General features: G+C 54.4%; 22 protein-coding genes. 15 read left to right on the forward strand and 7 right to left on the reverse strand.

Features of this window, described 5'->3' with window-relative positions; translation table 11 throughout:
* Nucleotides 1-6 precede the first annotated feature (6 nt).
* Nucleotides 7-1,695 carry a membrane protein insertase YidC gene (yidC, locus tag CR155_RS01315; RefSeq protein ID WP_102068204.1) on the forward strand — a complete coding sequence of 563 codons (1,689 nt, stop codon included), beginning with the start codon at nt 7-9 and terminating at the stop codon, nt 1,693-1,695.
* A gap of 69 nt (nt 1,696-1,764) precedes the next feature.
* Here the strand turns inward: yidC and CR155_RS01320 are convergent, their stop codons facing one another.
* Nucleotides 1,765-2,502: an IclR family transcriptional regulator gene (locus CR155_RS01320; RefSeq protein WP_102068205.1), complete on the reverse strand. Its 738-nt coding sequence runs from the start codon at nt 2,500-2,502 to the stop codon at nt 1,765-1,767.
* Nucleotides 2,503-2,623: 121 nt separating this feature from the next.
* On the opposite strand from CR155_RS01320, the gene CR155_RS01325 reads away from it, so the two are divergent.
* From CR155_RS01325 to CR155_RS01350, 6 genes are all read left to right on the forward strand, one after another.
* On the forward strand, nt 2,624-3,625 hold the full coding sequence (locus CR155_RS01325) for a Bug family tripartite tricarboxylate transporter substrate binding protein (protein ID WP_102068206.1): 1,002 nt from the start codon (nt 2,624-2,626) through the stop codon (nt 3,623-3,625).
* A 44-nt stretch (nt 3,626-3,669) separates the two neighbouring features.
* Entirely contained in the window at nt 3,670-5,178 is a 1,509-nt protein-coding gene (locus tag CR155_RS01330) for a class I adenylate-forming enzyme family protein (protein ID WP_102068207.1), read from the forward strand.
* A gap of 17 nt (nt 5,179-5,195) precedes the next feature.
* Nucleotides 5,196-5,963 carry a citryl-CoA lyase gene (locus CR155_RS01335; protein WP_102068208.1) on the forward strand — a complete coding sequence of 256 codons (768 nt, stop codon included), beginning with the start codon at nt 5,196-5,198 and terminating at the stop codon, nt 5,961-5,963.
* A 36-nt stretch (nt 5,964-5,999) separates the two neighbouring features.
* Entirely contained in the window at nt 6,000-6,725 is a 726-nt protein-coding gene (locus tag CR155_RS01340) for an SDR family oxidoreductase (RefSeq protein ID WP_102068209.1), read from the forward strand.
* A 19-nt stretch (nt 6,726-6,744) separates the two neighbouring features.
* On the forward strand, nt 6,745-7,539 hold the full coding sequence (locus CR155_RS01345; RefSeq protein ID WP_102068405.1) for an SDR family NAD(P)-dependent oxidoreductase: 795 nt from the start codon (nt 6,745-6,747) through the stop codon (nt 7,537-7,539).
* Nucleotides 7,540-7,756: 217 nt separating this feature from the next.
* Entirely contained in the window at nt 7,757-9,190 is a 1,434-nt protein-coding gene (locus tag CR155_RS01350) for a catalase (RefSeq protein ID WP_102068210.1), read from the forward strand.
* Between the two features lies 1 nt (nt 9,191).
* Here the strand turns inward: CR155_RS01350 and CR155_RS01355 are convergent, their stop codons facing one another.
* Both CR155_RS01355 and CR155_RS01360 read right to left on the reverse strand, forming a co-directional pair.
* Complete coding sequence (locus CR155_RS01355; protein ID WP_102068211.1) at nt 9,192-9,884, reverse strand: DUF421 domain-containing protein; 693 nt, start codon at nt 9,882-9,884, stop codon at nt 9,192-9,194.
* An 89-nt stretch (nt 9,885-9,973) separates the two neighbouring features.
* On the reverse strand, nt 9,974-10,270 hold the full coding sequence (locus CR155_RS01360) for a YciI family protein (RefSeq protein WP_102068406.1): 297 nt from the start codon (nt 10,268-10,270) through the stop codon (nt 9,974-9,976).
* An 88-nt stretch (nt 10,271-10,358) separates the two neighbouring features.
* Here CR155_RS01360 and mnmE point away from each other — a divergent pair, with 88 nt between their 5' ends.
* From mnmE to rhuM, 3 genes are all read left to right on the forward strand, one after another.
* The gene (gene mnmE, locus CR155_RS01365) at nt 10,359-11,798 is read left to right on the forward strand and encodes a tRNA uridine-5-carboxymethylaminomethyl(34) synthesis GTPase MnmE (RefSeq protein WP_102068212.1); all 1,440 of its coding nucleotides are present in this window, start codon (nt 10,359-10,361) and stop codon (nt 11,796-11,798) included.
* Nucleotides 11,799-11,968: 170 nt separating this feature from the next.
* Nucleotides 11,969-12,472, forward strand: coding sequence for a phage integrase SAM-like domain-containing protein (locus CR155_RS01370; RefSeq protein ID WP_199171643.1), 504 nt, complete (start codon nt 11,969-11,971; stop codon nt 12,470-12,472).
* A gap of 2 nt (nt 12,473-12,474) precedes the next feature.
* Nucleotides 12,475-13,119, forward strand: a complete 645-nt coding sequence (rhuM, locus tag CR155_RS01375) for a RhuM family protein (RefSeq protein WP_233213821.1) — start codon at nt 12,475-12,477, stop codon at nt 13,117-13,119.
* Between the two features lie 49 nt (nt 13,120-13,168).
* Here rhuM and CR155_RS20955 read toward each other — a convergent pair whose 3' ends face one another.
* From CR155_RS20955 to CR155_RS01390, 3 genes are all read right to left on the reverse strand, one after another.
* Nucleotides 13,169-14,089, reverse strand: a complete 921-nt coding sequence (locus CR155_RS20955) for a DEAD/DEAH box helicase (protein ID WP_102068213.1) — start codon at nt 14,087-14,089, stop codon at nt 13,169-13,171.
* Nucleotides 14,090-14,099: 10 nt separating this feature from the next.
* On the reverse strand, nt 14,100-14,918 hold the full coding sequence (locus CR155_RS01385; RefSeq protein WP_102068214.1) for a hypothetical protein: 819 nt from the start codon (nt 14,916-14,918) through the stop codon (nt 14,100-14,102).
* Nucleotides 14,919-15,091: 173 nt separating this feature from the next.
* The gene (locus CR155_RS01390) at nt 15,092-16,141 is read right to left on the reverse strand and encodes a Fic family protein (protein WP_102068215.1); all 1,050 of its coding nucleotides are present in this window, start codon (nt 16,139-16,141) and stop codon (nt 15,092-15,094) included.
* 818 nt (nt 16,142-16,959) lie between these two features.
* On the opposite strand from CR155_RS01390, the gene CR155_RS01395 reads away from it, so the two are divergent.
* Together CR155_RS01395 and CR155_RS01400 are read left to right on the forward strand one after the other, a co-directional pair.
* A complete protein-coding gene (locus CR155_RS01395; RefSeq protein WP_102068216.1) occupies nt 16,960-18,012 on the forward strand; it encodes a metallophosphoesterase in 1,053 nt (350 codons plus the stop codon).
* Entirely contained in the window at nt 17,958-18,686 is a 729-nt protein-coding gene (locus tag CR155_RS01400; protein ID WP_102068217.1) for an FMN-binding negative transcriptional regulator, read from the forward strand. Before CR155_RS01395 ends, CR155_RS01400 begins: the two co-directional genes overlap by 55 nt.
* Nucleotides 18,687-19,140: 454 nt before the next feature.
* Here CR155_RS01400 and CR155_RS01405 read toward each other — a convergent pair whose 3' ends face one another.
* Nucleotides 19,141-20,310 carry a methionine aminotransferase gene (locus CR155_RS01405; protein WP_102068218.1) on the reverse strand — a complete coding sequence of 390 codons (1,170 nt, stop codon included), beginning with the start codon at nt 20,308-20,310 and terminating at the stop codon, nt 19,141-19,143.
* A gap of 1,067 nt (nt 20,311-21,377) precedes the next feature.
* On the opposite strand from CR155_RS01405, the gene mnmG reads away from it, so the two are divergent.
* From mnmG to CR155_RS01420, 3 genes are read left to right on the forward strand one after another with little or no spacing between them, the layout of a single operon-like run.
* The gene (gene mnmG, locus CR155_RS01410; protein WP_102068219.1) at nt 21,378-23,294 is read left to right on the forward strand and encodes a tRNA uridine-5-carboxymethylaminomethyl(34) synthesis enzyme MnmG; all 1,917 of its coding nucleotides are present in this window, start codon (nt 21,378-21,380) and stop codon (nt 23,292-23,294) included.
* Nucleotides 23,294-23,971: a 16S rRNA (guanine(527)-N(7))-methyltransferase RsmG gene (rsmG, locus tag CR155_RS01415; protein ID WP_102068220.1), complete on the forward strand. Its 678-nt coding sequence runs from the start codon at nt 23,294-23,296 to the stop codon at nt 23,969-23,971. Before mnmG ends, rsmG begins: the two co-directional genes overlap by 1 nt.
* Nucleotides 23,964-24,788: a ParA family protein gene (locus CR155_RS01420; RefSeq protein ID WP_102068221.1), complete on the forward strand. Its 825-nt coding sequence runs from the start codon at nt 23,964-23,966 to the stop codon at nt 24,786-24,788. Before rsmG ends, CR155_RS01420 begins: the two co-directional genes overlap by 8 nt.
* Nucleotides 24,789-24,800: the final 12 nt, after the last annotated feature.

Genomic DNA, 24,800 nt, shown 5'->3' on the forward strand with positions numbered 1-24,800 from the left:
GGCGCTATGGATATCCGACGCACCATCCTCTGGATGATATTTTCCTTCTCGCTCTTGCTGTTGTGGAACAACTGGCAAGTCCATAACGGCAAGCCTTCATTGTTCGGCGGCACTCCACCAGCCACTCAAACGACTGGACAGGCGCCGACACCTGCCGCGCCTGCGGACACCAGCGTTCCCACGGCACCTGCCGGAACGCCCGGCGCCCCGGTCGCAGCGACCGATACAGCGGTCCCAGGCGGCCCTGGCAAGCCGGCCAGCACGTCCGAGCAGGTCAACGTGAAAACCGACGTATTCGATCTCACCTTCGATACGATGGGCGCGCAGCTGGTCAAGGCCGAGCTGCTGAAGTACACGGGCTTCGAAGGTTCCAGCGACCCCATGGTGCTCCTGGACAACTCCGCTTCCTTGGTCTACCTGGCCCAGTCTGGCGTTATCGGCGCCCCCGCTGGCGCCAGCTATCCCACGCACCTGACACCGTTCAAGCTGGTCTCGAAAGATACTGTCGGTGACGCGCTGAATGTGGTTTTCGAATCTGAATCCGATGGTGTCAGGGTCGTCAAGACCTACACCTTGCATGAAGGCCGCTACGATATTCACGTCAAGCACGACATCTACAACCTGGATACCAAACCCGTCACCCCCGCCTTGTATTTGCAACTGGTACGAGACGGCAATGATCCCCCGGATACCTCGTCGTTCTACAGCACCTTTACCGGTCCAGCGCTCTACTCGGCTGAGGAAAAATTCCAGAAAGTCTCATTCTCTGACATCGATAAAGGCAAAAGCGGCTACACCAAGGAAGCCAACAACGGCTGGATAGGCATGGTGCAGCACTACTTCGCCACCGCCTGGGTGCCTACGGAGACCGCGGTTCGCCATAACGAAGCACTGCGGCTGAGCGAAAACCTGTATGCCATTCGCAGCATTGAATCAGTAGGCACGATCGAGCCAGGCCAACACAAGGTCGTCGAATCCGATCTTTGGGTGGGTCCGCAAGATCAAAAAGCCATGAGCGAGCTGGCCCCCGGCCTTGAGCTTGTGGTCGACTATGGCTGGCTCACCATCATTGCTAAGCCGCTGTTCAAGATCATGACTTGGCTGCATGCCATACTCGGCAACTGGGGCTGGACCATCGTCGCGCTTACTCTGCTGATCAAGCTGGTGTTCTATCCTTTGTCGGCGGCAAGCTATCGCTCCATGGCCAAAATGAAACAGGTAACTCCACGCATGCAGGCTTTGCGCGAGAAATTTGGCGACGACAAGGCCAAGTTGAACGCGGCCATGATGGAGATGTACCGGACAGAGAAAATCAATCCGCTCGGGGGATGCTTGCCCATGGTGGTGCAGATTCCCGTGTTCATTTCACTATACTGGGTGCTGCTGGGTAGCGTCGAAATGCGCGGAGCACCCTGGATACTCTGGATACACGACTTGGCCGCCCGCGACCCATGGTTCATTCTGCCGGCATTCATGATGGCCACCATGTTCTTGCAGATCAAGCTCAATCCTACGCCGCCCGATCCGACCCAGGCCAAGATCATGATGATCATGCCTTTGGTGTTCGGTGGCATGATGTTCTTGTTCCCTGCCGGTCTGGTGCTCTACTGGTGCGTGAATAACGCGGTCTCCATCGCTCAACAACGCTACATCATGCACAAGCTCGACAAGGAAACGGCAGCAGGGGCGCGCTAGGCGCGTTCGTTGACGTGAAATGAAAGGGCGCCTTGCGGGCGCCCCTTTCGTTCTGCGGCAACCGCAGGTTCAGCTTATTAATGCAAGCTCCTTCTTTATCAATTCGACGATGAAGCGTTGGCGCTTCAGTGGCATGCGGTCCATAACGCTGGACACACTGATTGCAAAGGTGGGGTGGCCCGACCGCTGCGGTATCGGGACTCCGACGCCCAATACTCCCGGAACTGCCGCATTTCCCACGGCAGACCATCCGCGCTCCAGCGTCGATCGGATCAAGGTTTCCATTTGCTCGCAGGTCATGCCCCCAAACGTAGGCAGACGGCTTCTATTGAGGTCGAGTATCTGGCGGATATCTTCTTTGGGCAAATTGGCCAGCAAGGCGAGTCCCGCCGCGCCAACGCCCATAGGCTGCTTGTGCCCTATCGTCACGGACAGCACCTGCACAGGATAGGAACCGAGTTCCCTGTGCACACATAATGAGTCGCCATTTTCACGGCGTACCAGAAACGACGAATCGCCAGTCTGGGCGCTGATACGGGCAAGCACGGGCTTCAAGCGGTCAATACTGTGTGCGATGGTGGGTCCGCCTGCAAACCGGCAATGGTTGAAGACGAAGGTACGCATATCAGCTGTCGGCTTCACGTAATCATGGGCGATCAGCACGTCAAGAAAGCGATAAACCGTGGTGCGCTGAATTCCAGTAATGGCGGCAATATCGGTGATTCTCAATCCATCATCCCCGGCAGTTCGCAGCACCTCCATGATTTGAAGTCCGCGCCTGAACGTTTTCGGCCCTGTCTCTTTCATAATCCGATCCGAATCGTTTGTCCAAATTATGGACAAAATTGTTTGTTCCTTTCCGTCCCTGCGTATAGGATACCTCAGCAGTCATCACTGATGTTCAAATTATAGACAAACGGAGACAACCATGACCTTCGCATTGAAGAAGCTGTTCCTCAATATAGGCATTTTCAGCGCCGCAATGCCTGCCATGATGTTGGGTGCGTCGTCGGCAATCGCCCAGACAGATTATCCGGCACGTCCCATCACTATGGTGGTTGGCTACGCGGCAGGCGGCGCGACCGACATACTTGCGCGCCTTATTGCCAAATCAATATCGGAAGAGCTCAAGCAAACCGTGATCGTTGAAAACCGGGCCGGAGCCAATAGCAATATCGGCGCGGAATACGTCTCCCGAGCGAAGAACGATGGCTACACCCTCTATGTGGGTACTATCGCCAACACCATCAACAAGGCCCTGTACAAAGACCTCCGTTACGACTTCATGAAGGACTTCGAACCCGTCGGCATGATGGCGACAATTTCAAATGTCCTGGTCGTCAATCCGAAGCGGCCCTTCAAGACCGTAGACGAATACATCGATTACGCCAGGAAGAATCCTGGCGACCTCACCTGCGCGTCGTCCGGAATAGGATCGTCTATCCATATGTCTTGTGAACTGTTCAAGATCCAGACCGGTACCAACATACTCCACGTTCCCTATCGTGGTAGTGGTCCGGCCGTTGCCGACTTGTTAGGCGGCCAGGTCGATTCCATGTTCGACAACTTGCCCTCTTCATTGGCACATATCAAGGCAGGCACCTTGCGACCCATTGCCACCACTACAGCGAATCGCGTCGATGCCCTGCCGGACACCCCCACCTTCGCGGAGAAAGGCGTCAAGGACTTCCTCGTCCAGTCATGGTTCGGTATCAATGCACCGGCGGGCACGCCGGCTTCCATCATACAAACGCTCAACCAGGCATTGAACGATGCACTGAAAAAACCGGAAGTCATAAAAGCGTACCAAACTAACGGTTTTACGGCCCCTCCGCCACCCAATTCACCGGAGAGCTTCAGGCAATACGCGCAATCCGAAGTCGATAAATGGGCACTTGTCGTCGAGAAGGCGAATATCAAGGCCAACTGATCGAACACCAAGAACCCCCTACCTGTATAAGGCGCCCCGCCACCATGTTTCCCATAGACTTTTTTTATCGAGCAGCCCAATTACACGCGAATCGCATCGCCATTGAAAGTCCGCAGGACCGCATCACCTATGGCGAACTGGCGACTAGGGTAAGGGCTCTTGCCGTAGCGTTGCAGTTCCGTGATCCTTCGCCGGGATCACGAGTGGGCCTCTGTGCGGCCAACTCGGCGAACTATATCGTTGGCATGCTCGCCATCCTGGCGGCGGGAAAGATCTGGGTACCGCTGAACTATCGCAGTACCTCGTCTGAAATCAAGCGTATCCTGGACACCACCGAACCCAGCGTCATCATCGTTGACGAGACCGGCGACGAATTGATCAGCAGTCATGCGAGCGCCAAGCTGTCGTTCTCCGAGTTTGCTGGCCTGGTCGAAACGTACCGGGCCGCCTCGCCCACGCGCCACGAACTGTCACGTGACGATACCCAGGCAATCAAATTTACCGGCGGCACGACGGGTATTCCAAAAGGTGTGATGCAACCTTATCGCGCCTGGGTAGCCGGTATCATCAATCAGATCGTGGGCTGGAAGATCACCCACGACGACAAGTTCGTCATCTGTGCGCCCATCAGCCATGGAACGGGCACCTATGTCATGCCGCTGCTGGCTCAGGGAGGCTGTTTGCTGCTATGCGCCTCCAATTCGGCCAGCGACATTGTCCATGCGTTCAAGAGCCAGGGCGGAACCATGACGTTCATGCCCCCGACCTTGATCTACAAGCTCATCGCAGCCCCAGAGGTAAACCCGGCCGACTTTCATTCACTACGTCTGATGATTTATGGCGGCGCCCCCATGCCCACCGAGAAAATCAGCCATGCGCAAACCTTCTTCGGCCCAGTTGTTGCGACCACTTACGGCCAGACGGAGGCCCCTCAAATTGCCACCTTGCTCGCTCCAGATGAACTCGCCGATCCCGCATACCGTGCATCGGTTGGCCGCGTGACATGGCTGACAGAAATTGCCATCCTGTCCCCCGGTGGCGATGAGTTGCCGCCGGGGCAACTGGGTGAGGTCGCTATCAAGGGCGATCTGGTGATGACAGGCTATTGGAATCTACCGGACAAAACCAATGAGACCATCAAGCGCGGCTGGCTGCATACCGGCGATGTGGGCTACCTGGACGATAAAGGTTACCTGTTCCTGAAAGAACGTCTGCGCGATGTGATCATAACGGGCGGCTTCAATGTCTACCCCGTCGACGTCGAAAACGCGCTGTCGCTGCACGATGCAGTACATGAAGCCGCCGTGTTCGGAATGCCCGACGATAAATGGGGCGAAACGGTCAATGCGGCCATTGAACTCAAACCGGGCACTGCCGCGACTCCCGACGAGATCAAGGCGTTTGTACGGGAAAAATTGGGACCGGTTCTGACTCCGAAAAACATCTACTTTTACACCAGCCTGCCACGCTCATCCGTTGGGAAGGTCCTGAAGACAGCCATTAAAGAACACATACTAAACCCGCAATCCCGCACCCTGAGTGCCATTCAATGATCATGCACGGAGACTCGATGAAACACACCCCGACCACCGAATTATGCGCGCACAGCCTGACCGGCATGAGCTACCGCGACAAAGACCTCGTCAACGATCTGATTGGTGAGCGCACTTTCACCGACGTCATGTTTACTCAAATCATGGGGCGCACACCGCGCGCGGTCGACTTGCGGATCACGGATGCCGTCCTGATCACCTTGATGGAACATGGCCTGACGCCCAGCGCGATCGCAACCCGGCTGATCTACATGAGCGCGCCTGAAAATCTTCAGGGGGCTGTGTCCGCTGGAATTCTGGCCGTGGGCAGCCAGTTTGTCGGAACGATGGAAAACTGTTCGCAATTGCTGAAAAAAGTCCTGGAATCAACCAACCCGGAGCAGACGGCAAGGGACATTGCGCAGCAACACAAGTCAAATAAACAACATCTTCCCGGGTTCGGACATCACCTGCACAAGCCAGACGACCCACGCTCGCTCAAGCTTGTTCACTTGGCGCAGAAAGAATCCGAATTGTCCCAAGAGCATGTCAACGCCCTGCTTATGCTCGGCAAGGCTGTCGACGAGGTGTTCGGTAAACACATTACGATCAACGCCACGGGTGCTGTCGCCGCCCTGTTGGGCGAAATAGGAGTATCTACCGAACTTATGCGTGGGTTTGCCGTCATTTCGCGCGCGGCCGGACTGGTGTCCCATATCGCCGAAGAACAGCGGATACCTTCCGGGCGCTACATTTGGGAAACGATTGACGAGTCGATTCCCTACGTCAAGAAGAGCACAACCTGACTGGTTTACAAGCATTCAAAAACGAAAGGGAGAGAAATGCCACACTTTGTTCTGGTCACCGGCGGTTCGAGCGGAATTGGTAAAGCCATCATTGAACGGCTGTCTGCCGAAGGCTTTCATACCCTCAATCTGGATAGGCAGGCGCCACGCCAACTTTCCCTGAATGAGCAGCATTTTCCTATCGATCTGCTCGATACGGGCGCTCTTGAGCATGCCCTTGACCGCCTGTCTCAAGAATACGAGATCTTGCGTGTAGTGAACAATGCTGGCATGGTCAAGCCCGCGTTATTGGAAAGCACCTCGATCAGCGACGTACGCGAAGTGGCCAAACTCAATATCGAAGCTCCTATCCTCATCATGCAACAATTTTTGCCGGCCATGAAGGCCAGAAAATTCGGCCGTGTCGTCAACATCAGCAGCCGCGCGGCCTTGGGCAAGGAAAAGCGGACCGCCTATGCAGCATCCAAGGCGGGGCTCCTGGGCATGACCCGGACCTGGGCATTGGAATTTGCCGGCAGCGGCATCACGGTCAATGCCATCGGTCCTGGTCCGATTGCCACCGAGCTTTTTACTGCTGTGAACCCTCCTGACGCGCCTCAAACCCAACGGATTCTGGACGCCATTCCAGTCAAGCGCTTGGGCGAACCTGCCGAAGTCGCCCACGCCGCCTGCTTTTTCCTGGACGACCGCGCTGGATTCGTCACAGGCCAGGTGCTTTATGTTTGCGGCGGCATGACGGTCGGCCTTGGAAATGCAGCATGAAAACGGAATGGAGATTGTGATGAAACTTGCCAACAAAGTCGTATTCATGGCGGGCGCAGGAAGCAGCGCACCTGGCTGGAGCATAGGCAAGGCCACATGCGTCACGCTGGCCCGACAGGGCGCAAGCATCGTGGCTGTGGACAAGCATCTTCAAGCGGCGGAAGAATCGGCTGAAGAAATTCGAAAAACCGGTGGTATAGCGCTGGCGCTCCAAGCCGATGTGGCCGACCAGCATTCCATAGAGCAAGCCGTCGCACGTGCAATCAGCGAGTTTGGAGGCATCGACGTTTATATTGCCAATGCGGGAATAGGAAAGATCGGCGGTATTGTCGAAACAGAAACCGCAGATATGGATCTCATTTATCAGGTAAATGTTCAAAGTCTGCTCATTGCTTCAAAATTGATCATTCCAAGCATGCTGCAACGCGGAGGTGGTGCCATCGTCACCATCTCCTCCGTTGCGGGAATCCGTTATCTCGGTTACCCACACCTGGCCTACAGCGTCACCAAGGCGGCGCTCATTCAATTCACGCGCATGATTGCCCAAGAATATGCCGGTCGCGGCATACGAGCCAATACCGTTGTCCCTGGTCTAATCGACACGCCCCGCGTTCAGAAGAATGTCTCCGCGGCGTTTTCCAGCGACAACAACCCCGATGAGGTTCGCAGCAAGCGGAATCAGCAAGTTCCCATGCAGCGCATGGGAACTGCCTGGGAAGTGGCGAATGCTATCGCCTTCCTGGCTTCTGACGATGCGTCCTATATAACAGGAACCGAACTGGTGGTCGATGGTGGGCTTACTGGCAAGTTTTGACATAGACGGTATCAGCGCCATTCCGTCCATATTTTCATGATCACACCGGACACGTCGATAGTATTTAACTATTTATTTAAATCAATCAATCAATTTTACCTTTCGTCGGCCATCTCCTACACTGGGTTTCATCCGACATTCGTCAAAGGGGCACGTCTGCATCCGTGTTCTCATTGAAGTCTGTATTCGTTACACCCATGCATCGCAAAAGGAAAAAATGGCAAAGCTCACCACCGCCGCCGGCGCCCCGGTCGTCGACAATCAAAACATACAGACTGCAGGTCCTCGCGGCCCCGCCCTTCTGCAGGATGTCTGGCTCTTGGAAAAACTGGCTCACTTCGATCGCGAAGTCATCCCGGAACGCCGGATGCACGCGAAAGGCGCCGGCGCCTACGGAACTTTTACCGTCACCCGCGACATCAGCCAGTTCACACGCGCGAAGATCTTTTCACAGATCGGCAAGCAGACCGACGTCTTCATGCGCTTTTCCACCGTCGCGGGAGAACGTGGCGCCGCCGACGCAGAGCGCGACATCCGGGGCGTTGCCATGAAATTTTATACCGAGGAAGGAAACTGGGACCTGGTTGGCAACAATACACCGGTGTTCTTTTTCCGCGATCCATTGAAGTTCCCTGACTTGAACCACGCAGTCAAGCGCGATCCGCGCACCGGCATGCGCAGCGCGCAAAACAACTGGGAATTCTGGACAGGCCTGCCAGAAGCGCTGCACCAGGTAACCATCGTCATGAGCGACCGCGGCATTCCCACGGGCTTTCGCAACATGCACCTGTTCGGCAGCCACACCTTCAGCTTCATCAACGCCAATAACGAGCGTTATTGGGTCAAGTTCACCTTCAAAACCCAGCAGGGCATCAAGAACCTTACCGATGCCGATGCTACGCAGGTCGTGGGACGCGATCGCGAAAGCTCGCAGCGCGACCTGTTCGAAGCCATCGAGAAAAACGACTTCCCGCGCTGGACGATGTACGTGCAGATCATGCCGGAAAAAGAGGCATCCACGTATCACTTGAATCCCTTTGACCTGACCAAGGTGTGGCCGCACGGCGACTATCCGCTAATCGAGGTTGGCACCCTGGAACTAAACCGCAATCCTGAAAACTTCTTCGCGGAAGTGGAGCAGGCGGCATTCACACCAGCCAATGTCGTGCCGGGCATCAGCTTTTCACCGGACAAGATGCTGCAAGCCCGACTGTTCTCGTATGGCGATGCGCAACGCTACCGTTTGGGTGTCAACCATCACCAGATTCCGGTGAATGCGCCCAAGTGCCCTTTCCACAGTTTTCACCGCGACGGAGCAATGCGTGTGGATGGCAACCACGGTCGCATCACCGGGAATGAACCCAACACACAGGGCGAATGGCAAGAACAGCCCGATTACCGCGAGCCGCCGCTGTCGATCGAAGGTGCCGCTGATCACTGGAATCATCGCGAAGATACCGACTACTTCTCGCAACCGGGTGCCTTGTTCCGCTTGATGAACGATGAGCAGAAACAAGTCTTGTTCGAAAACACCGCTCGCGCGATTTTGGGCGCTTCCAGAGACGTCCAGGAACGCCATATAAGCCACTGCACTCAAGCTGACCCAGCCTATGGCGCCGGCGTGGCCGCTGCCATCCTGGCTTTGGCATAAGCTAACGTGCCCGACGATTCGCCAGTGCTCTGGACCAGGATTCGTGACTGCAATGCGAGCAGGAAAATTCCTGCTGCGCCTTCAACACATGGGTATGGCCGCAGTGATTGCAGGCGTAAAGACCATCGTCGGGTACCCGGGTGAAATCCTGGCGATGTTCGGGGGGCATTACCGACAACCCGGCCTGCACGAGATCGTCTTCGTAAAAGAAAAGACTCACATCGCCATCGATTTCGAGTATGCCCATTTTGACCTGGCCCAGGTGCTCTACGCCCTGTTGGCGCAGTTCCATGAAGAACTCATCTTCCGATATGTTGAGCCGGGACAAATTCTCGATCTCGTAGCGACCTTCGCGTATCAATGTAATCGGTACACCGTCCATCCATGCAGCAATTCGCGAACTGCGGCCCATGACATAGGTAGTCGTCCGATACAGCAGCAGCAGGGCTGCAAAGACGGTCGCTACCGGTGCTATTGGAACGTCCTCATAAAACGTGACATCCCCGGCCGCGGAGCCGAGCGTCAGAATGATCACCAGCTCGAATACCGATAATTGCCGGATACCCCGGCGCCCCGCAACCTTAAGGAAAAGGAATACCAGCACATAGGCGATGGCTACCCGCAGCGTGACCTCGGCCAGGAAAGCGAGAGGGAATTTGTGAAAAAATATTCGTTGCCAATCGAATGCTTCCATCGATGCTATTCCATCAAATTATCATTGTGCGAGTAGAGTCAACCACCGGCCTGTACCGATGCATTCGTGACAAACCGGCTTTGCACCGCCTATAGATATGACTTGCCGTCCAGGTACGCCTTGCGCCAACGCGTGATCACGGAACGCTCGAACAGACCACCGATTGCGAACGGATCCGCATTCACGAAATCTTCGGCTTGCGCTCGCGTTTCCAGGTCCACGATATAGACGCTACCGGTGCCTCCGGTGCCGTCGTCTTCCAACTTGGCACCGCAAGCCAGCAACAATTCCTTGTTGTCTTCCAGATAATCCAGATGTTTATCGCGCAAGGCCTGTCGCAAGGCTTGAGTATGTGGCTTGTCATAGGTTTCTATCAGGTATGGCATGTTGGTTCCTCTTGGATTTTTATGTTTAAACTGTCCAGCATCTGCGCCAATAATAGTACGCTTTTCGTCAACCTTGCCACATGCTGCCATGACCCTACGATCTCACGAACCCATCATCGCCATTGCAACCGCTCCCGGGCGTGGCGGGATAGGTGTTGTACGTATATCGGCCAGCAATATGGAACCTTTGCTGGCTCGATTATTCAATGTCCAGCTCACGCCGCGCCACGCCCACTACCTGCCCTTCAACGACAAGGATGGCAACGTCATGGACGCCGGTATTGCCCTGCTTTTCAAAGGCCCCCATTCGTACACCGGGGAAGACGTACTTGAACTGCAAGGCCACGGCGGACCTGCCGTACTGCGACGGGTACTGGACCATTGCCTTGAAGTCGGAGAAGAATATGGTCTGCGCCACGCAGAGCCAGGCGAGTTCACACAACGTGCTTTCCTCAACGAACGTATGGATCTGGCGCAGGCGGAAGCCGTAGCTGACCTGATCGATGCGTCATCGGCTGCCGCAGCGCGCAGCGCGATGGCGTCGCTCAGCGGTGCCTTTTCCAACCGCATCAACGCGCTGGGTGATCGAATCGTGCGCCTGCGCATACTGGTCGAAGCAACGCTGGATTTTCCCGAGGAGGAAATCGACTTCCTTGAAAAGTACCAGGCCCATGCCACGCTTGAAGAAATTCGGTCCGACCTGCATGCACTCACGGTCCAGGCACGACAAGGCATGATCCTGCGCGAGGGGATGCATGTCGTGTTGGCGGGCCAGCCCAATGTTGGCAAATCCAGCTTGCTTAATGCACTGGCCGGCGACGACATCGCCATCGTTACGCCCGTCGCCGGTACAACGCGCGATAAAGTCATTCAACAAATTCATATCCAGGGCGTACCGCTGCACATTGTCGATACAGCTGGCCTGCGCGAGACCGACGACACTGTCGAAAGTATAGGCATAGCACGAACCTGGGCCGAACTCGAAAAGGCGAATGTCATCATTCACTTGCAAGATGCGCGCGCCCAGAACGACGAGCTCGATACGGCAATAACGAACCGCCTTCCTGCCCATACACCGGTACTCAAGGTATTCAATAAAATCGATTTGCTGGACGCTGGAGCCCAAGCAGCATTCCTGACTTTGACTGATACCGATACCCCGTTCAGGAAAAACCACAACGCGCCGGAAGCGCAGCTCGCGTCCGCCGCCACCGACGTGGCATTGGGCATTTCCGCCAGGACCGGTGCCGGTCTGGATATGCTGCGCCAGAAGTTGCTGGACATTGCGGGCTGGAATCCCAGCAGCGAATCCCCCTGGCTCGCACGAGAACGCCACCTGAAGGCATTGGATAGCGCCGGCGGCCATATGGTACTCGCCGCCGAACACGCAAGCCAGAACGACCGTGTACTGGATCTTTTTGCGGAAGAACTCCGACTGGCTCACGAGGACCTCTGCGCGATCACCGGTCAATTCACAAGCGATGAACTGCTGGGTGAAATTTTTTCCAGCTTTTGCATTGGGAAGTGAATTGGCGAAAAAGCTCAAAAGGCATCAAACCAAATAAAAGTAAGGTACTGATTTATAATAAAAACTGTTTGATTCGATGCGAAGTGGTTTGAAGTGTTTTGTCCTAACTTGCTCCGAATGTGCTCCGAGATTAGAGTTTCGGAGCACACGGAGCACAAAAGGAGCAAAACGTGAAAATTTCCATCCAGAAGCGAGAGCCCAACAAAAACGGTCACCGAGCATTGCGGCTGGTCTACTACCATGGATCTAAGACAGGCGAGGATGGGGTTCGAGAGCAGAAACGCTCGTACAAACCACTCAATCTCTTCCTCTATGACAAGCCCAGAAATCCAGCAGAGCGGGAAAACAACAAGACAGTTCTACTGAAAGTCGAAGCTATTCGTGCCAAGCGCCTACTGGAGCGCGAATCTTCGCGACATAGCTTGGATGACCGCAGCAAACTGTCGGCAAGCTTTTTCGATTACTTCGATCAGCTGACCGATGAAAAGGCCATGGGCAGTCGGTCTAACTATTCAATCTGGATTTCCACGCGTCACCACTTGCGTCGTTACCATGGACAGGAAGAACTAACCTTCGAGGAAATTGACAAAGACTTCTTAGACGGGTTTCGCCAAAATCTGCAAAACATCGCAACGACCAAGTCTGGACAGAAATCCCCGAACTGTTCGGGGTAGATGTGCGCACCGTCAGCGAGCACCTGAAGAACATCTTTGCTAGCCAAGAACTTGACGCGGAAGCAGTAATCCGGAAATTCCGGATAACTGCCAGTGACGACAAGAACTACCAGACCCAGTTCTACAACCTCGACGCCATCATTTCTGTCGGCTACCGGGTCAACTCCATACGCGCAACGCAATTCCGCCAGTGGGCAACCGGCGTCCTGCGTGAGTTCGCTATCAAGGGCTATGTGCTCGATCGTCAGCGCATGGAAAACGGCAACTTCCTAGGCGAGGACTACTTCGAGCGGCTGCTGGCGGAAATCCGCGAGATCCGCCTCAGTGAGCGACGCTTCTACCAGAAGATCACCGACATCTACGCCACCAGCGTGGATTACAACAAGGACGCACCAACGACCAAGGCATTCTTTGCCAAAGTACAGAACAAACTGCATTACGCCATCCACGGCCATACCGCTGCAGAATTGATCCGCAAGCGGGCTGATAGCAGCAAGCCGCATATGGGGCTGCCGTCCTGGGCGAACGTGCCCGAAGGAAAAATACTGAAAACCGATGTGGCCGTAGCCAAGAACTACTTGACCAAGGACGAGTTGGATTCATTGGGGCGTATCTCACCCCAGCATCATCGCTGCCGCCGCAAATAATCTGAACTGCGTGCTACCCGTATTCATTACCAGGAGCAAAAAGCATGCGCTACCTTGGTAACTCCAGGACCAACTCCCCCGCAGTCGCCATCCGATAACCCATCGCCTGGTAGCCACGTTGCCGCCGTTCCCACATGCGCAGCAGCGAAGGATGTCCGGCGTCGATGAAGTCGATGATGCGCACGCGCTGCTTGCCCGCCTGCTCCCGGTGCAGACGGCCGGCATACTGTTGCAGCGTACCTTTCCATGAAATCAGCATTGCCAGCACCAGCGTGTCGAGCGGCGGGTGGTCGAAGCCTTCTCCCACCAATCTGCCACTGCCCAGCAACACGCGCGGTACATCGGCATCCAATGCATTCAAGGCAGCGATCACGCTGGCGCGTTGTTTCTTCGACTGGCGGCCATGCAGCAGGACCAAGGGCTTGACACGCCCCACCAGAGCGGCGTGCAAGCCGTCAAGATGATCGGTCCGTTCGGACAAGGCCAGCAGCTTGCCTCCCTGTGCAAAAACCTTCGCGATTTCGTCGGCAGGTAGCGTGGCACACACTCCAGCATCTGTAGCGCACCAGCCGGTTTGGCAGCGGTATGGCGGATCGGACCACACTGCATGAACAGAATGGGTTGACGGCCATCGCGCCGGATCGGTCAATAGCAACAGTTGCCGCTGCTGGCAGTCACTGCATTTGATGCGCCGCTTTTCGCAGACACCTGGACGCCACTCGTTCGCACAAGCCGGCGAGTAGCCGCTTTTACCGGTCTTGCTTTCCCAGCGAACTGGATAGACGTCGGTGCGACCCCGGAACAACTGGCCAAAGAGCGTGGCTTTCTCGTCTGTGGTCAACGATAAGGTTGCCGAGGGCTTGAGGATCGGCGCAGGCGCTTTCCAGGCGATGCCGTGCGCTTCAAGCAGGGCGACCAAGCGGGCGTTCTCGGCACGAAGGTGGGCGAGTTCGTCGTCGCGGCCTGTCATCGCCTACGCTTTATCCTGACCACAAGCCGGCTTCGGCCAAGCGACGTAACAGTGCCGCCCGCTTGGCGTGAGGGACAAGGAAGCGCCGCAACTGGCGATCGAAGGCGTCTGGGCTGATAACCAACGCATACCCTTCGGCAAGTACCTTCAGCTGACTGACCGTTTTTTCGTAGCCGGATGCACTTCCGCGAGATGCTTGTTCACTTGCCGCTTTCCAGTATTTGTCCGGCGAGTCCATGATCCGGCGTAATTCGCCCTCGCGTTTCTGGCGCCGTTCCTCCTCGCGTTTTGCATGAGCCTGAGCTTCGCGAGCCCGCCTGGTTGCGGCAGCCGATTGCGCCAGTCCTCGCAATTCCGCCCCTTGGCGTCGGGCAGCACCCGAAGATGTCGGGCGTTGTGCCTTGAGCCATGCCGCGTAGTGCGACTTCACCTGGCGTTCTGCCTCCTGGCCCCGGCCCAATGCAATTGTCTTGAGTACATCCTGCATATCCGCTTTCTGCCAGGTATCCAGCCAAGTGGATATTTGCAGCGTTTCATCGTGCGGCGACGTGGCCACAGCACTGCTCATGCTGGCGGCTTCAAGCAGATCGGGGTCGATTTCCAGAAATTCGACCAAGGCCTGCTGCGCTGGCGAGAGGTCGGCCGACCCACAAGGCACTTCCGGCTCCAGCACGTCATCGTGCAAGGCATCGCCGGCAGCCAACCAGCCCAGGTACAGAGGCCGCAAATCGCCACGCATCAACTCATCGCGCAAGGGAGTCAACCTGCGCATCCAACCACTGCCGTCGTCTTCGGCAAAGCGGTCATAATCTTCGCTTTCCTCCAGCATCCAACTGATGATCCAGTGCGAATCGCTGGATTCAACCGACAGTACAGCCGAACGGGCGAAAGAATCCAGTTCGGCCTTGCGGAAAACGGCCTGTCGATGGCCGCGAATTCGTAGTACTGGTATTCACTCATGATACTGATGTCCGATTGGTCTTTCTGGATTTGGCAGGCAACTCAGCCCAACTCGTACCAGGTCCCACGCCCACCACCCTGCTGGACCAAATGCCCCTGTTCCACCAGCGTACGGAAGTGCTGTTTGAGCGTGTTGCGATTGCCGCCAGTCAGGCGAATGGCTTTGGCCATGGTGATCCTGCCGTGCTCGCGCGTGAATTCGACGATCTGCAATGCCAGGTCCGGCAGCTTGGCCAGCACCAGCTTCTCGCGCTCGACCTTGCGTTCCAGGCGACGTACCTGCTGGCACAGTGCGCGCAGGAAGAACACCAGCCAAGGCTGCCAGTTCGGCGTGTCAGTGCGAATACTGCCTTGCGTCTGGCGCAGCGCCAGGTAGTAGGCTTCCTTGTTCTGCTCGATCACACTTTCCAGCGAGCTATAGGGGACGTAGGCATAGCCAGCCTGCAACAGCAGCAGCGTGGTCAGCACCCGGCTCAGGCGACCATTGCCGTCCTGGAACGGGTGAATCTCCAGAAACACCACGACCCAGATGCCGATCAACAGCAATGGATGCAGGCGTCCGCTGCTGCGTTCCTCGTTGAACCAGGCCACCAATTCGGCCATCAGGCGTGGCGAATCGAAAGGCGTTGCGGTCTCGAACACCACACCCAGCGGCTTGCCATCTTCATCGAATGCCGCGACGCTGTTGGTGGTGGCTTTGTAGTTGCCGCGATGCCAAGCATCCTTGTCGCTGTGGGTCAGCAGGTCGCGATGCAGTTGCCGGATGTGGTTCTCGGTCAGTGCGATGTCCTGCCAGGACGAGAAAACCAGTTCCATAACCTCGGCGTAGCCGGCCACTTCCTGTTCGTCTCGGGTCTCGAACGACTTGATCTGCAGGTCGGAGAGCAGGCGTTCGACTTCACGGTCCGACAGTCTGCTGCCCTCGATCCGTGTCGAGGAACCGATGCTCTCGATGGTGGCAACCCGTCGCAATGCCGACAGCCGGTCAGGCGCCAGCGTGCCCAGGGCGCGCCAAGCACCCTTGAATTCGTCAATGCCGGCGATCAAGCCGAGAATTTCCGGGGTAATTTGGAGGGAGTCAGTGCGAATCATGCAACCAATAGTACACCCATTTACACCCAAAAAATGCTCTTTCCGTCATTAAACAACCCATTTACACCCCTTTCGGTAGGGCAAGCGGCAAGAGATGATCCACTACGCGTGTTGGATAGCCATCAAGGGATACACCCGTGTTTTGGGTCCAAGAATAGCTCCAAGCAAGCCAATGACCTCCTACAAAGCCATTCAGTATCAAGAAGATACAACTCAATCAATTATTCTGTATTGGGAAGTGGCGGCCTATTCGGCTACGACTCCGTCCGCTTTACACCCGCGATAAGAAGCCCGTTCCGCCATTCGTCTTGCAAAAGAATGCAGCCTGCACCGTTTTCGCGGGCCGCGCCAATTCCTGAACACGGCCTACGCCAGCAATACGCTATTCAGAGCTGTGGGGCGGCATTCCTGACGAGGCTCTGGCCTGTCGCCAGGCTCTAAGCCACATTCAACGCCAACACACTGGAAGCTTTGTGCACCTGTGGATAACCACTATGGGTGCGATGTGTGTACAGCATGTGGACTGAGCAGGGATAAGCGTGCCGTCCTGCTTCGCGTCAAATGTTATGCCCGATTCCTCCACTGAGAAAACAGAACTTGTCCTACTCAAAAAACAATGGCAAGCCGCTGTTCTCGAAAGGTATTATGAAGTTGTTCCACTTATCCACAGACATCCATTAGTAGTAGTCTCTATATATAAGAGAATAATAAACAACTACAAGCAAACCCCGAAAATCGATACGTTACCCCCTTTTCGAACTCAAACCGCAGGCATGTTGCCTCCAATTCGAAACTTTTACGACGCCAATTCCTCTCCTATGCATCTCGTACAAAAGCTTCCCGACAATCCGCTGGATATTATTGGAGATATTCACGGCGAATATTCCGCGCTCCTGACTTTGCTGGAGCGCCTGGGCTATGACAGGAACGGGCAGCATCGCAAGGATAGGAAGCTGGCTTTCGTAGGTGATCTATGTGACCGCGGTCCCGATAGCCACAGCGTGATCCAGTTGGTTCAACACTTGGTGCAGCAAGGAAACGCGCAAACAGTTCTGGGAAATCATGAACTGAACTTGCTGACTGGCGACGTCAAGGACGGTTCAGGATGGTTTTTTGACGAGCGCTATGACCGCGACCTGAAAAACTACGCTCCATTTCGTCGCACTTCACCGGCGCAACGACCAGCCATCATCGAGTTTCTGCAGGGCATGCCTATTGCGTTGCAACGGGACGACATACGGATTGTGCATGCGGCGTGGACTACCCCCGCGATCGACGCCATCGGCGCCGTATCCATCGGCAATGTGGTCAGGCAGTTCCGTGTATGGGACAACCTCGCCCAATCCACGGCTGATGCCTCCGGCCTGTATCAACGCTACCTCGACGAAAAGCGAGAATGGGCAGTACAGCTCGAAGACGAGACCTCCCCTCCTCCTTTCCTGCATTCAATAGCCGAATATGAGGCCACACAGCAGATGGTCAACCCTCTTAAGGTCCTGACCTCCGGTGTCGAGCAAAAGGCCGTCACGCCCTTTTTCGCTGGCAACCGGTGGCGTTTTTCTGATCGTGTGAGCTGGTGGGACGACTACGAGGACGAAATACCAGTCGTAATCGGCCATTACTGGCGGATGCACCGCATGCGCAGCGGCCAGGCATCCCCCCGATACAGTCAATTATTCAGAAACGTGGAATCGATGGCCTGGCATGGAAAACGACGCAACGTTTTCTGCGTCGATTTTTCCGTCGGCGCCCGGTGGCGCGACCGGAAGGCAAACAGACCCCTGACCACATCACGCTTCAAACTTGCCGCCTTGCAATGGCCCGAGAATCAGGTTTTTTTCGATACTGGCGAGGTTTTTCCAACTATTTAAACTTCTGCAAAATCATGTACACACCAAAAGCATTCGAACTCACCGACCAGGCTTCGCAGTACCAAGTGATTCGCGAGTATCCCTTTGGCACGCTCGTGTCCGGGGGTAAGGACGAGCTTGTTGCCACACACCTGCCATTTCTGGTCACTACAGACGCCCGGCAGAACGTGGTGCTGCAAGCGCATATTGCAAGGAGCAACGCTGAGTTTTCCCAGCTAGGGGAAGGCACTCGGGTACTTGCCATTTTTCAGGGGCCTCATTCCTATGTTTCCCCGTCGTGGTATCCGTCCAAGGCCAGCAGCAATGGCAAGGCAGTGCCAACATGGAATTACGTGGCGGTTCATGTGCACGGAACGCTGATGATCCAGAGCGATCCTGCATGGCTTCTTGAACACCTGACACTGCAAACCGAACGTTATGAAAGGACGCAGCCGAATCCATGGTCCATCGACGACGCACCGGTGGATTACATCGATGCGATGTTGCGGAGCATCGTTGGTATTGAGATAACCATCACTGATATCGAAGCAAAGGAAAAACTGAGTCAGAACCGGCCCCTGGCTGATCAACAAGGGGTGATCGACTCGCTAACAAAAGGCGAAAGCTCCGGACTCCAAAAAGCACTGAGCAGCGAAATTGCCCGGCGTATGAAGGCAAACATAGCTGCTCGATAGATAATTACAATTAGTTACTAACATTTAAAGGGCTTTTGCTCGGAATCGTCCTGTGGATAACTCCTATATACGATAAGTGTGCACAGCCTGTGGATGAGTCGGGGATAACATGAATTTAATACGCTTCGGAAAAAGTTGTACCGAATCGGTCCCCGAGACAAACAGACCTTATGCTCTGCTTCATAGTGGGCTAAGTCTTTGGTACCGTGCCATTTTTTAGGGTTATGCCACTTATCCACAGACACCCATTAGTATTAATCTTTATAAATAACAAAGTTAATTAACAACTAAGACCGACGACAAGTTCATCCTCAAATAGGACGGTTCAAGTCCGTTGATTGCCATGTATACTTCGTTCACTTGATCTATACTCAACGAGCTTCAGGAGTCGGGGCCTGAAGCTTTTCAGAACAGACAAGACCCCTGGTTGGCAAAGCTGGCAAAATCACCGGTTTCAAACAAGCGCCAGTTTTTCCAGCGCATCGTCCAGCGTTTTGTCCTGTTTGGCGAAACAGAAACGAATCAGCTGGTGGTTTGATTCAATAGCGTCCGGTCGGCCGTAGAAAGCAGCCATTGGTATGACGCCTACACCATGTTGTGTTGTCAATTTGCGTGCGAACTCCGCTTCCGGTAGGTCTGAAATCTGGCTATAGTCGGCAAGCAAGAAGAAAGTGCCTTGGCTGGGCATGGGTTTGAAACGGGTCTTTGCCAGTCCAAGACTGAGTCGATCGCGTTTTTGCTGATAAAAATTCGATAGCTCCATGTAGGGCGCTGGATCCTTCATATAATGTGCCAAAGCGACCTGCATGGGAGAAGACACGGTAAACACCATGAACTGGTGTACCTTACGTATTTCAGCTGACAGCTCCTTTGGCGCACAACAATATCCGACTTTCCAGCCCGTCGTGTGGTAAGTCTTTCCGAATGAAGAAACAACAATGGAGTTGGCGGCGAGCGCCTCTCTTCTCGCCAGGCTTTGATGCCGTTTTTGGTCGAACACAATGTGTTCGTAAACCTCGTCGGATAATACGATGATGCCTGTGTCGTTCACAATACGCTCAAGCGCATCAAGATCGGACTCTTCCAGATTGATTCCAGTGGGGTTATGCGGGAAATTGATGATCAGCATCCGCGTTTTTGTTGTCACTGCAGCACGCACTTTTTGCCAATCTATTTGGTACAAGGGATTTGTTTTAGTGGGTGGCAGCATCGCCACGATCACAGGTCTGCCCCCGGCCAACTCAATAGCCGGCACGTAAAGGTCGTAGAAGGGTTCAATAACCACCACTTCATCACCTGCCTGCACAAAAGCCAGAATGCTGGCCATTAGCGCCTCGCTTGCACCACTGGTAATCGTTACTTCAGTGTCCGCTTCATAAAAGTGGCCGTACAAGGTTTCCATCTTGGCTGAAATCTCATCTCGCAAAGCAGGAATGCCAGCCATGGGCGGATATTGATTGTGGCCGTCGTTCATCGCTTTAACAACCTGTTCAAGCAACTTGGCAGAGGGATTGAAGTCTGGAAATCCCTGTCCCAGGTTAATCGCCTTATGTTCTATGGAAAGCTGACTCATTACGGTGAAAATGTTAGTGCCTATCCTGGGAAGCTTGGATTCGAATTTCATGTATGTACGATTTATTAAGGTTGAATGGCAGCTCAATCGGTCCTGCTCGATGTGCTATAGGATTCATGTGTGTGAATGTCATGTTTACGTATTGTAGAGGTACAGCCGCGGCGCCGCACGCTCTACAGGCTCTATCAACATGTTATTGAGAAGGTTATCCACAGACTTATCCTTTAAAACGAGTCCATTAATCGCGTGTTTCACGTGAAACATCGTGGCAGGCTTGCTTTTTCGTAAGGCAGCGAGTGAACCGATTCTTATGTCTACTATTTTGTCAAAATAGCCCACGGCTATTTGGCATCTTACTGGTTCGATCTTTCGACGATATGGAATTCAAACGGAATGTGCAGTTAGTGTCCTACCCCGTCAATGTGATTACCGGGTCCGAGGCTTCTGTATGTGGGGAATTTTTTTATATCTTGGCCTGCCGGTCGGAATTGCGGACGCTACTACTAGCCATGGAGTTTGCTTGCCGGTATGCTTCTATTTAATGGAATACCAGTTGGTGTGGGCCATAATCTTTTAGCTAAATCATTCCAGGCCAAATCGCTATACCGGTCGAGAGACGACCTGTTATAGCGGTAAACCTTTCCGACTCGCGAACTCTGCACGGTGCAATCGAACGACGAACTAATATTTCACGCCCGTTCCGTTAGCCATTCAATTGGTTTTAATTCGGACGGCGCAGGACAGTCCTATGTTTGCCCTTAAAGATCAGCGTTGCGACAACGGCAAATTCTCAGCATGTTTCACGTGAAACAACGCACGGGAATTAGGGGAGCCGATGGTTGCTGTCGATTTTTATTAATGTCCGCGTATGTGCGTCTACAAATAGCGACGAAAGTACCGTGCGTTTCAAAATATCGCTCATGTAAACAGAATAAAACATGGTTGGCTTGTGATGGTTAGTCTGTAGACCTGCAAATCTTGTTTCACGTGAAACAGTCGACGAGTATTCTCGGGAATGCTTTAACTGTAATAGTTGTGAAAACGCATGTTTCACGTGAAACAACTCTGTTCGCGGCGTTATAATGTCAAATTAGTGTATGTACTCGCTTGAGTAAAAAATGATTTATCCAGAAGAATTCGACGTAATTGTGGTCGGCGGCGGCCATGCTGGAACCGAAGCCGCTTTAGCCGCAGCCCGCATGGGTGCCTCCACCTTATTATTGACTCACAACATGGAAACGTTAGGACAGATGTCTTGTAATCCGTCCATCGGGGGGATTGGTAAGGGTCATCTGGTGAAAGAAATCGATGCCTTGGGTGGGATAATGGCCTATGCCACCGACCATGCTGGTATTCAATTTCGCATCCTTAATCAATCCAAGGGGCCGGCAGTAAGGGCAACCCGGGCTCAAGCCGATCGTTCGCTATACCGTCAGGCAATCCGTACGACTTTGCAAAATCAAACCAACTTGATGATCTTCCAGCAAGCTGTAGATGATCTCATGTTGGAGGGAAATAGGGTTGTAGGCGCCGTAACGCAGATTGGATTGAAGTTCCGGGCTCGCACGGTAGTGCTGACTGCCGGCACGTTTCTTAATGGATTGATTCACGTGGGGCTAGATCATTATTCGGCGGGTAGAGCCGGTGATCCACCATCTGTTTCTCTGGGTCAACGACTGAAAGAAATGAAACTGCCGCAGGGCCGCTTGAAAACCGGAACACCACCCAGGATTGACGCGCGAAGCATTGATTTTTCAAGACTGGAAACGCAGGCTGGCGATAGCAATCCCGTGCCAGTGTTTTCCTACATGGGCAGCGCGGACATGCATCCACGCCAGATGCCCTGCTGGATTACGCATACAAACGAGCGGACCCACGATATCGTGCGTTCCGGGTTGAGTCGGTCACCGATGTACAGCGATGAAGCAACCATCGAGGGTATCGGTCCCCGCTATTGTCCATCAATTGAAGACAAGATTCATCGATTTGCTGACAAAGCCAGCCATCAGATATTTTTAGAGCCAGAAGGACTTACGACTCGGGAAATCTACCCGAACGGCGTATCAACGAGTCTTCCCTTTGATATACAGCTCGCCATGGTGCGTACACTGCCAGGCCTGGAGAATGCAGTAATCATGCGCCCGGGATACGCGATCGAGTACGACTACTTCGATCCACGTGAACTCAAGACAACGCTAGAGACGCGCGCTATCAACGGCCTGTTCTTCGCCGGCCAGATCAACGGGACGACCGGCTATGAAGAAGCCGCAGCTCAGGGGCTGTTGGCGGGGGTGAACGCTGCAAGGCAAGCAAAAGGAAATGAGGGTTGGTGTCCAAAGCGTAACGAGGCCTATTTGGGCGTGCTTGTGGACGACCTGATCACGAGTGGCGTAACGGAACCTTATCGCATGTTCACCTCGCGTGCCGAGTACCGTTTGAGCCTGCGTGAAGACAACGCAGATCTGCGTCTTACCGAGCAGGGCCGAAAACTGGGGCTGATCGACGACCTGCGCTGGGATTCCTATTGCCGAAAACGGGATTCGGTGAATGCGGAGGTTGAACGACTACGAAGCAATTGGGTAAATCCAAAGACACTTGCGCTGCATATCGCCGAGGATCTGCTGGGCAAACAAGTGGAACGGGAATATTCCTTGTATGACTTATTGAAGCGGCCCCAGGTGTCCTACAAAGCGCTCATGGACCTGGCAGCCCAGGACGGAGAGTTACTGGCAGGGCCGGGTTTGACTGACAAAGTTGCGGCCGAACAGGTTGAAATCCAGGTGAAGTATTCGGGTTATGTTGCGAAGCAGCAGGAAGAAGTGGACAAGCAGTCTGCTCAGGAAGGGCAACCTATTCCGATCGACATCGACTATGATGCAGTAACGAGTCTATCCATCGAAGTGCGCCATCGATTGAAAGCCAGTCGTCCTGAAACGGTGGGACAAGCCGGGCGAATATCAGGCGTTACGCCTGCCGCCATATCCTTGCTTTTAATCCATTTGAAGCGCCTGCAGCATCGGAAGAAAGCGGCGTAATGGCGGAACACGATTTCATGCAGCGATTGGGTGCTGCCGCAAAATCCCTGAACATCGATATTGACCAGGAAAAGTCAACGGCGTTGCTGGAATACATTTTCCAGCTTCTACGCTGGAATCGCACCTACAACCTGACTGCCTTGCGTGATCCAGAGCAAATGCTGGTTCAGCATCTTTTTGATAGTCTGGCTGTCGTTGGACCGCTCACGTTTTTACTGGATAAAAACACAGTATCGACGAGGCCGTTGGTGGTCGATGTGGGCTCCGGTGCCGGTTTGCCCGGCGTGGTTTTGGCGATTATGAGGCCTCTCTGGACGATCCATTGCGTTGACGCCGTGGAAAAGAAAACGGCATTTGTGCGGCAGGTCGCTAGCGTATTGAAACTGCCGAATCTGCATGCGATCCATGCCCGTGTTGAAACCTTGCCTTCGTTTGATGCTGATGTCGTTATCTCCAGGGCGTTCGCGTCTTTGCGCGACTTTGCGACGCTGGCCGGCCCGCACGTGGCACCAGGTGGACAATTGCTTGCCATGAAAGGTCGCGAGCCGTCGGATGAGATCGATACACTGGAGCAGCTGACCGACTGGAGGTCGCACCATATCGAAACGTTAAATGTCCCTGAATTGAATGCCCAGCGTTGCCTGGTCTGGTTGAATCGCAAGGAACTCCATGAATAACAATATAACTACAGCCATTGCCAACGTGTTCTGCATCGCAAACCAAAAGGGCGGAGTGGGGAAAACCACCACGGCCATCAACCTCGCTGCGGCGCTTGCCCTGTTGCGCAAGCGCGTGCTGTTGATCGATCTGGATCCTCAGGGCAACGCCACCATGGGCAGCGGCATTGATAAGAATAAGGTGGAACAGAACCTTTATCAGGTACTGATAGGCGACTCCACGATAGCCCAGGCCCGTGTCAGGTCTGAAGCAGGCGGCTATGACGTGCTGCCAGCCAATCGCGAGCTCTCAGGCGCGGAGATTGACCTTATTCAGATGGACCAGCGCGAACAGCAACTCAAGCAGGCCATCGAGCACGTGCTGGATGATTATGATTTCATCCTGATCGATTGTCCGCCGACGCTGTCCCTGCTCACGCTCAACGGGCTGGCTTCCGCTAACGGCGTCATCATTCCCATGCAGTGCGAATACTTTGCGCTGGAAGGGCTTTCCGACCTCGTGAACACAATCAAGCGAGTGCATCGCAACATCAATCCGCAATTACAGTTGGTGGGCCTGCTGCGCGTGATGTTCGATGCTCGAGTGACGCTGCAGCAGCAAGTCTCGGCGCAGATCGAAGGGCATTTTGGCGATAAGGTATTCAAGGCGATTGTGCCACGCAACGTACGCCTTGCCGAAGCGCCTAGTCATGGCCTGCCCGGTATCGTGTATGACAAGAACTCACGTGGCGCAAAGGCCTACATCGAATTCGGCAATGAATTAATCAAGCGCATGAAGAAAGAAGCCTTGCGCCAGCAGGCACGTCCGCGCAGCTAACCAAATCTGAAA

This window comes from Pollutimonas nitritireducens (assembly GCF_002849615.1).
Lineage (GTDB): Bacteria > Pseudomonadota > Gammaproteobacteria > Burkholderiales > Burkholderiaceae_B > Pollutimonas > Pollutimonas nitritireducens.

Coding starts and splice junctions, on each gene's coding strand:
- CR155_RS20955 (WP_102068213.1), bottom strand. CDS start 14,089: ATGACAGGCCGCGACGACGAACTCGCCCACCTTCGTGCCGAGAACGCC.
- CR155_RS01395 (WP_102068216.1), top strand. CDS start 16,960: ATGCATCTCGTACAAAAGCTTCCCGACAATCCGCTGGATATTATTGGA.
- CR155_RS01335 (WP_102068208.1), top strand. CDS start 5,196: ATGAAACACACCCCGACCACCGAATTATGCGCGCACAGCCTGACCGGC.
- CR155_RS01420 (WP_102068221.1), top strand. CDS start 23,964: ATGAATAACAATATAACTACAGCCATTGCCAACGTGTTCTGCATCGCA.
- CR155_RS01400 (WP_102068217.1), top strand. CDS start 17,958: ATGGCCCGAGAATCAGGTTTTTTTCGATACTGGCGAGGTTTTTCCAAC.
- mnmG (WP_102068219.1), top strand. CDS start 21,378: ATGATTTATCCAGAAGAATTCGACGTAATTGTGGTCGGCGGCGGCCAT.
- CR155_RS01350 (WP_102068210.1), top strand. CDS start 7,757: ATGGCAAAGCTCACCACCGCCGCCGGCGCCCCGGTCGTCGACAATCAA.
- rsmG (WP_102068220.1), top strand. CDS start 23,294: ATGGCGGAACACGATTTCATGCAGCGATTGGGTGCTGCCGCAAAATCC.
- CR155_RS01390 (WP_102068215.1), bottom strand. CDS start 16,141: ATGATTCGCACTGACTCCCTCCAAATTACCCCGGAAATTCTCGGCTTG.
- yidC (WP_102068204.1), top strand. CDS start 7: ATGGATATCCGACGCACCATCCTCTGGATGATATTTTCCTTCTCGCTC.
- CR155_RS01345 (WP_102068405.1), top strand. CDS start 6,745: ATGAAACTTGCCAACAAAGTCGTATTCATGGCGGGCGCAGGAAGCAGC.
- CR155_RS01340 (WP_102068209.1), top strand. CDS start 6,000: ATGCCACACTTTGTTCTGGTCACCGGCGGTTCGAGCGGAATTGGTAAA.
- CR155_RS01320 (WP_102068205.1), bottom strand. CDS start 2,502: ATGAAAGAGACAGGGCCGAAAACGTTCAGGCGCGGACTTCAAATCATG.
- mnmE (WP_102068212.1), top strand. CDS start 10,359: ATGACCCTACGATCTCACGAACCCATCATCGCCATTGCAACCGCTCCC.
- CR155_RS01385 (WP_102068214.1), bottom strand. CDS start 14,918: ATGCTGGAGGAAAGCGAAGATTATGACCGCTTTGCCGAAGACGACGGC.
- CR155_RS01355 (WP_102068211.1), bottom strand. CDS start 9,884: ATGGAAGCATTCGATTGGCAACGAATATTTTTTCACAAATTCCCTCTC.
- CR155_RS01330 (WP_102068207.1), top strand. CDS start 3,670: ATGTTTCCCATAGACTTTTTTTATCGAGCAGCCCAATTACACGCGAAT.
- CR155_RS01325 (WP_102068206.1), top strand. CDS start 2,624: ATGACCTTCGCATTGAAGAAGCTGTTCCTCAATATAGGCATTTTCAGC.
- CR155_RS01405 (WP_102068218.1), bottom strand. CDS start 20,310: ATGAAATTCGAATCCAAGCTTCCCAGGATAGGCACTAACATTTTCACC.
- CR155_RS01360 (WP_102068406.1), bottom strand. CDS start 10,270: ATGCCATACCTGATAGAAACCTATGACAAGCCACATACTCAAGCCTTG.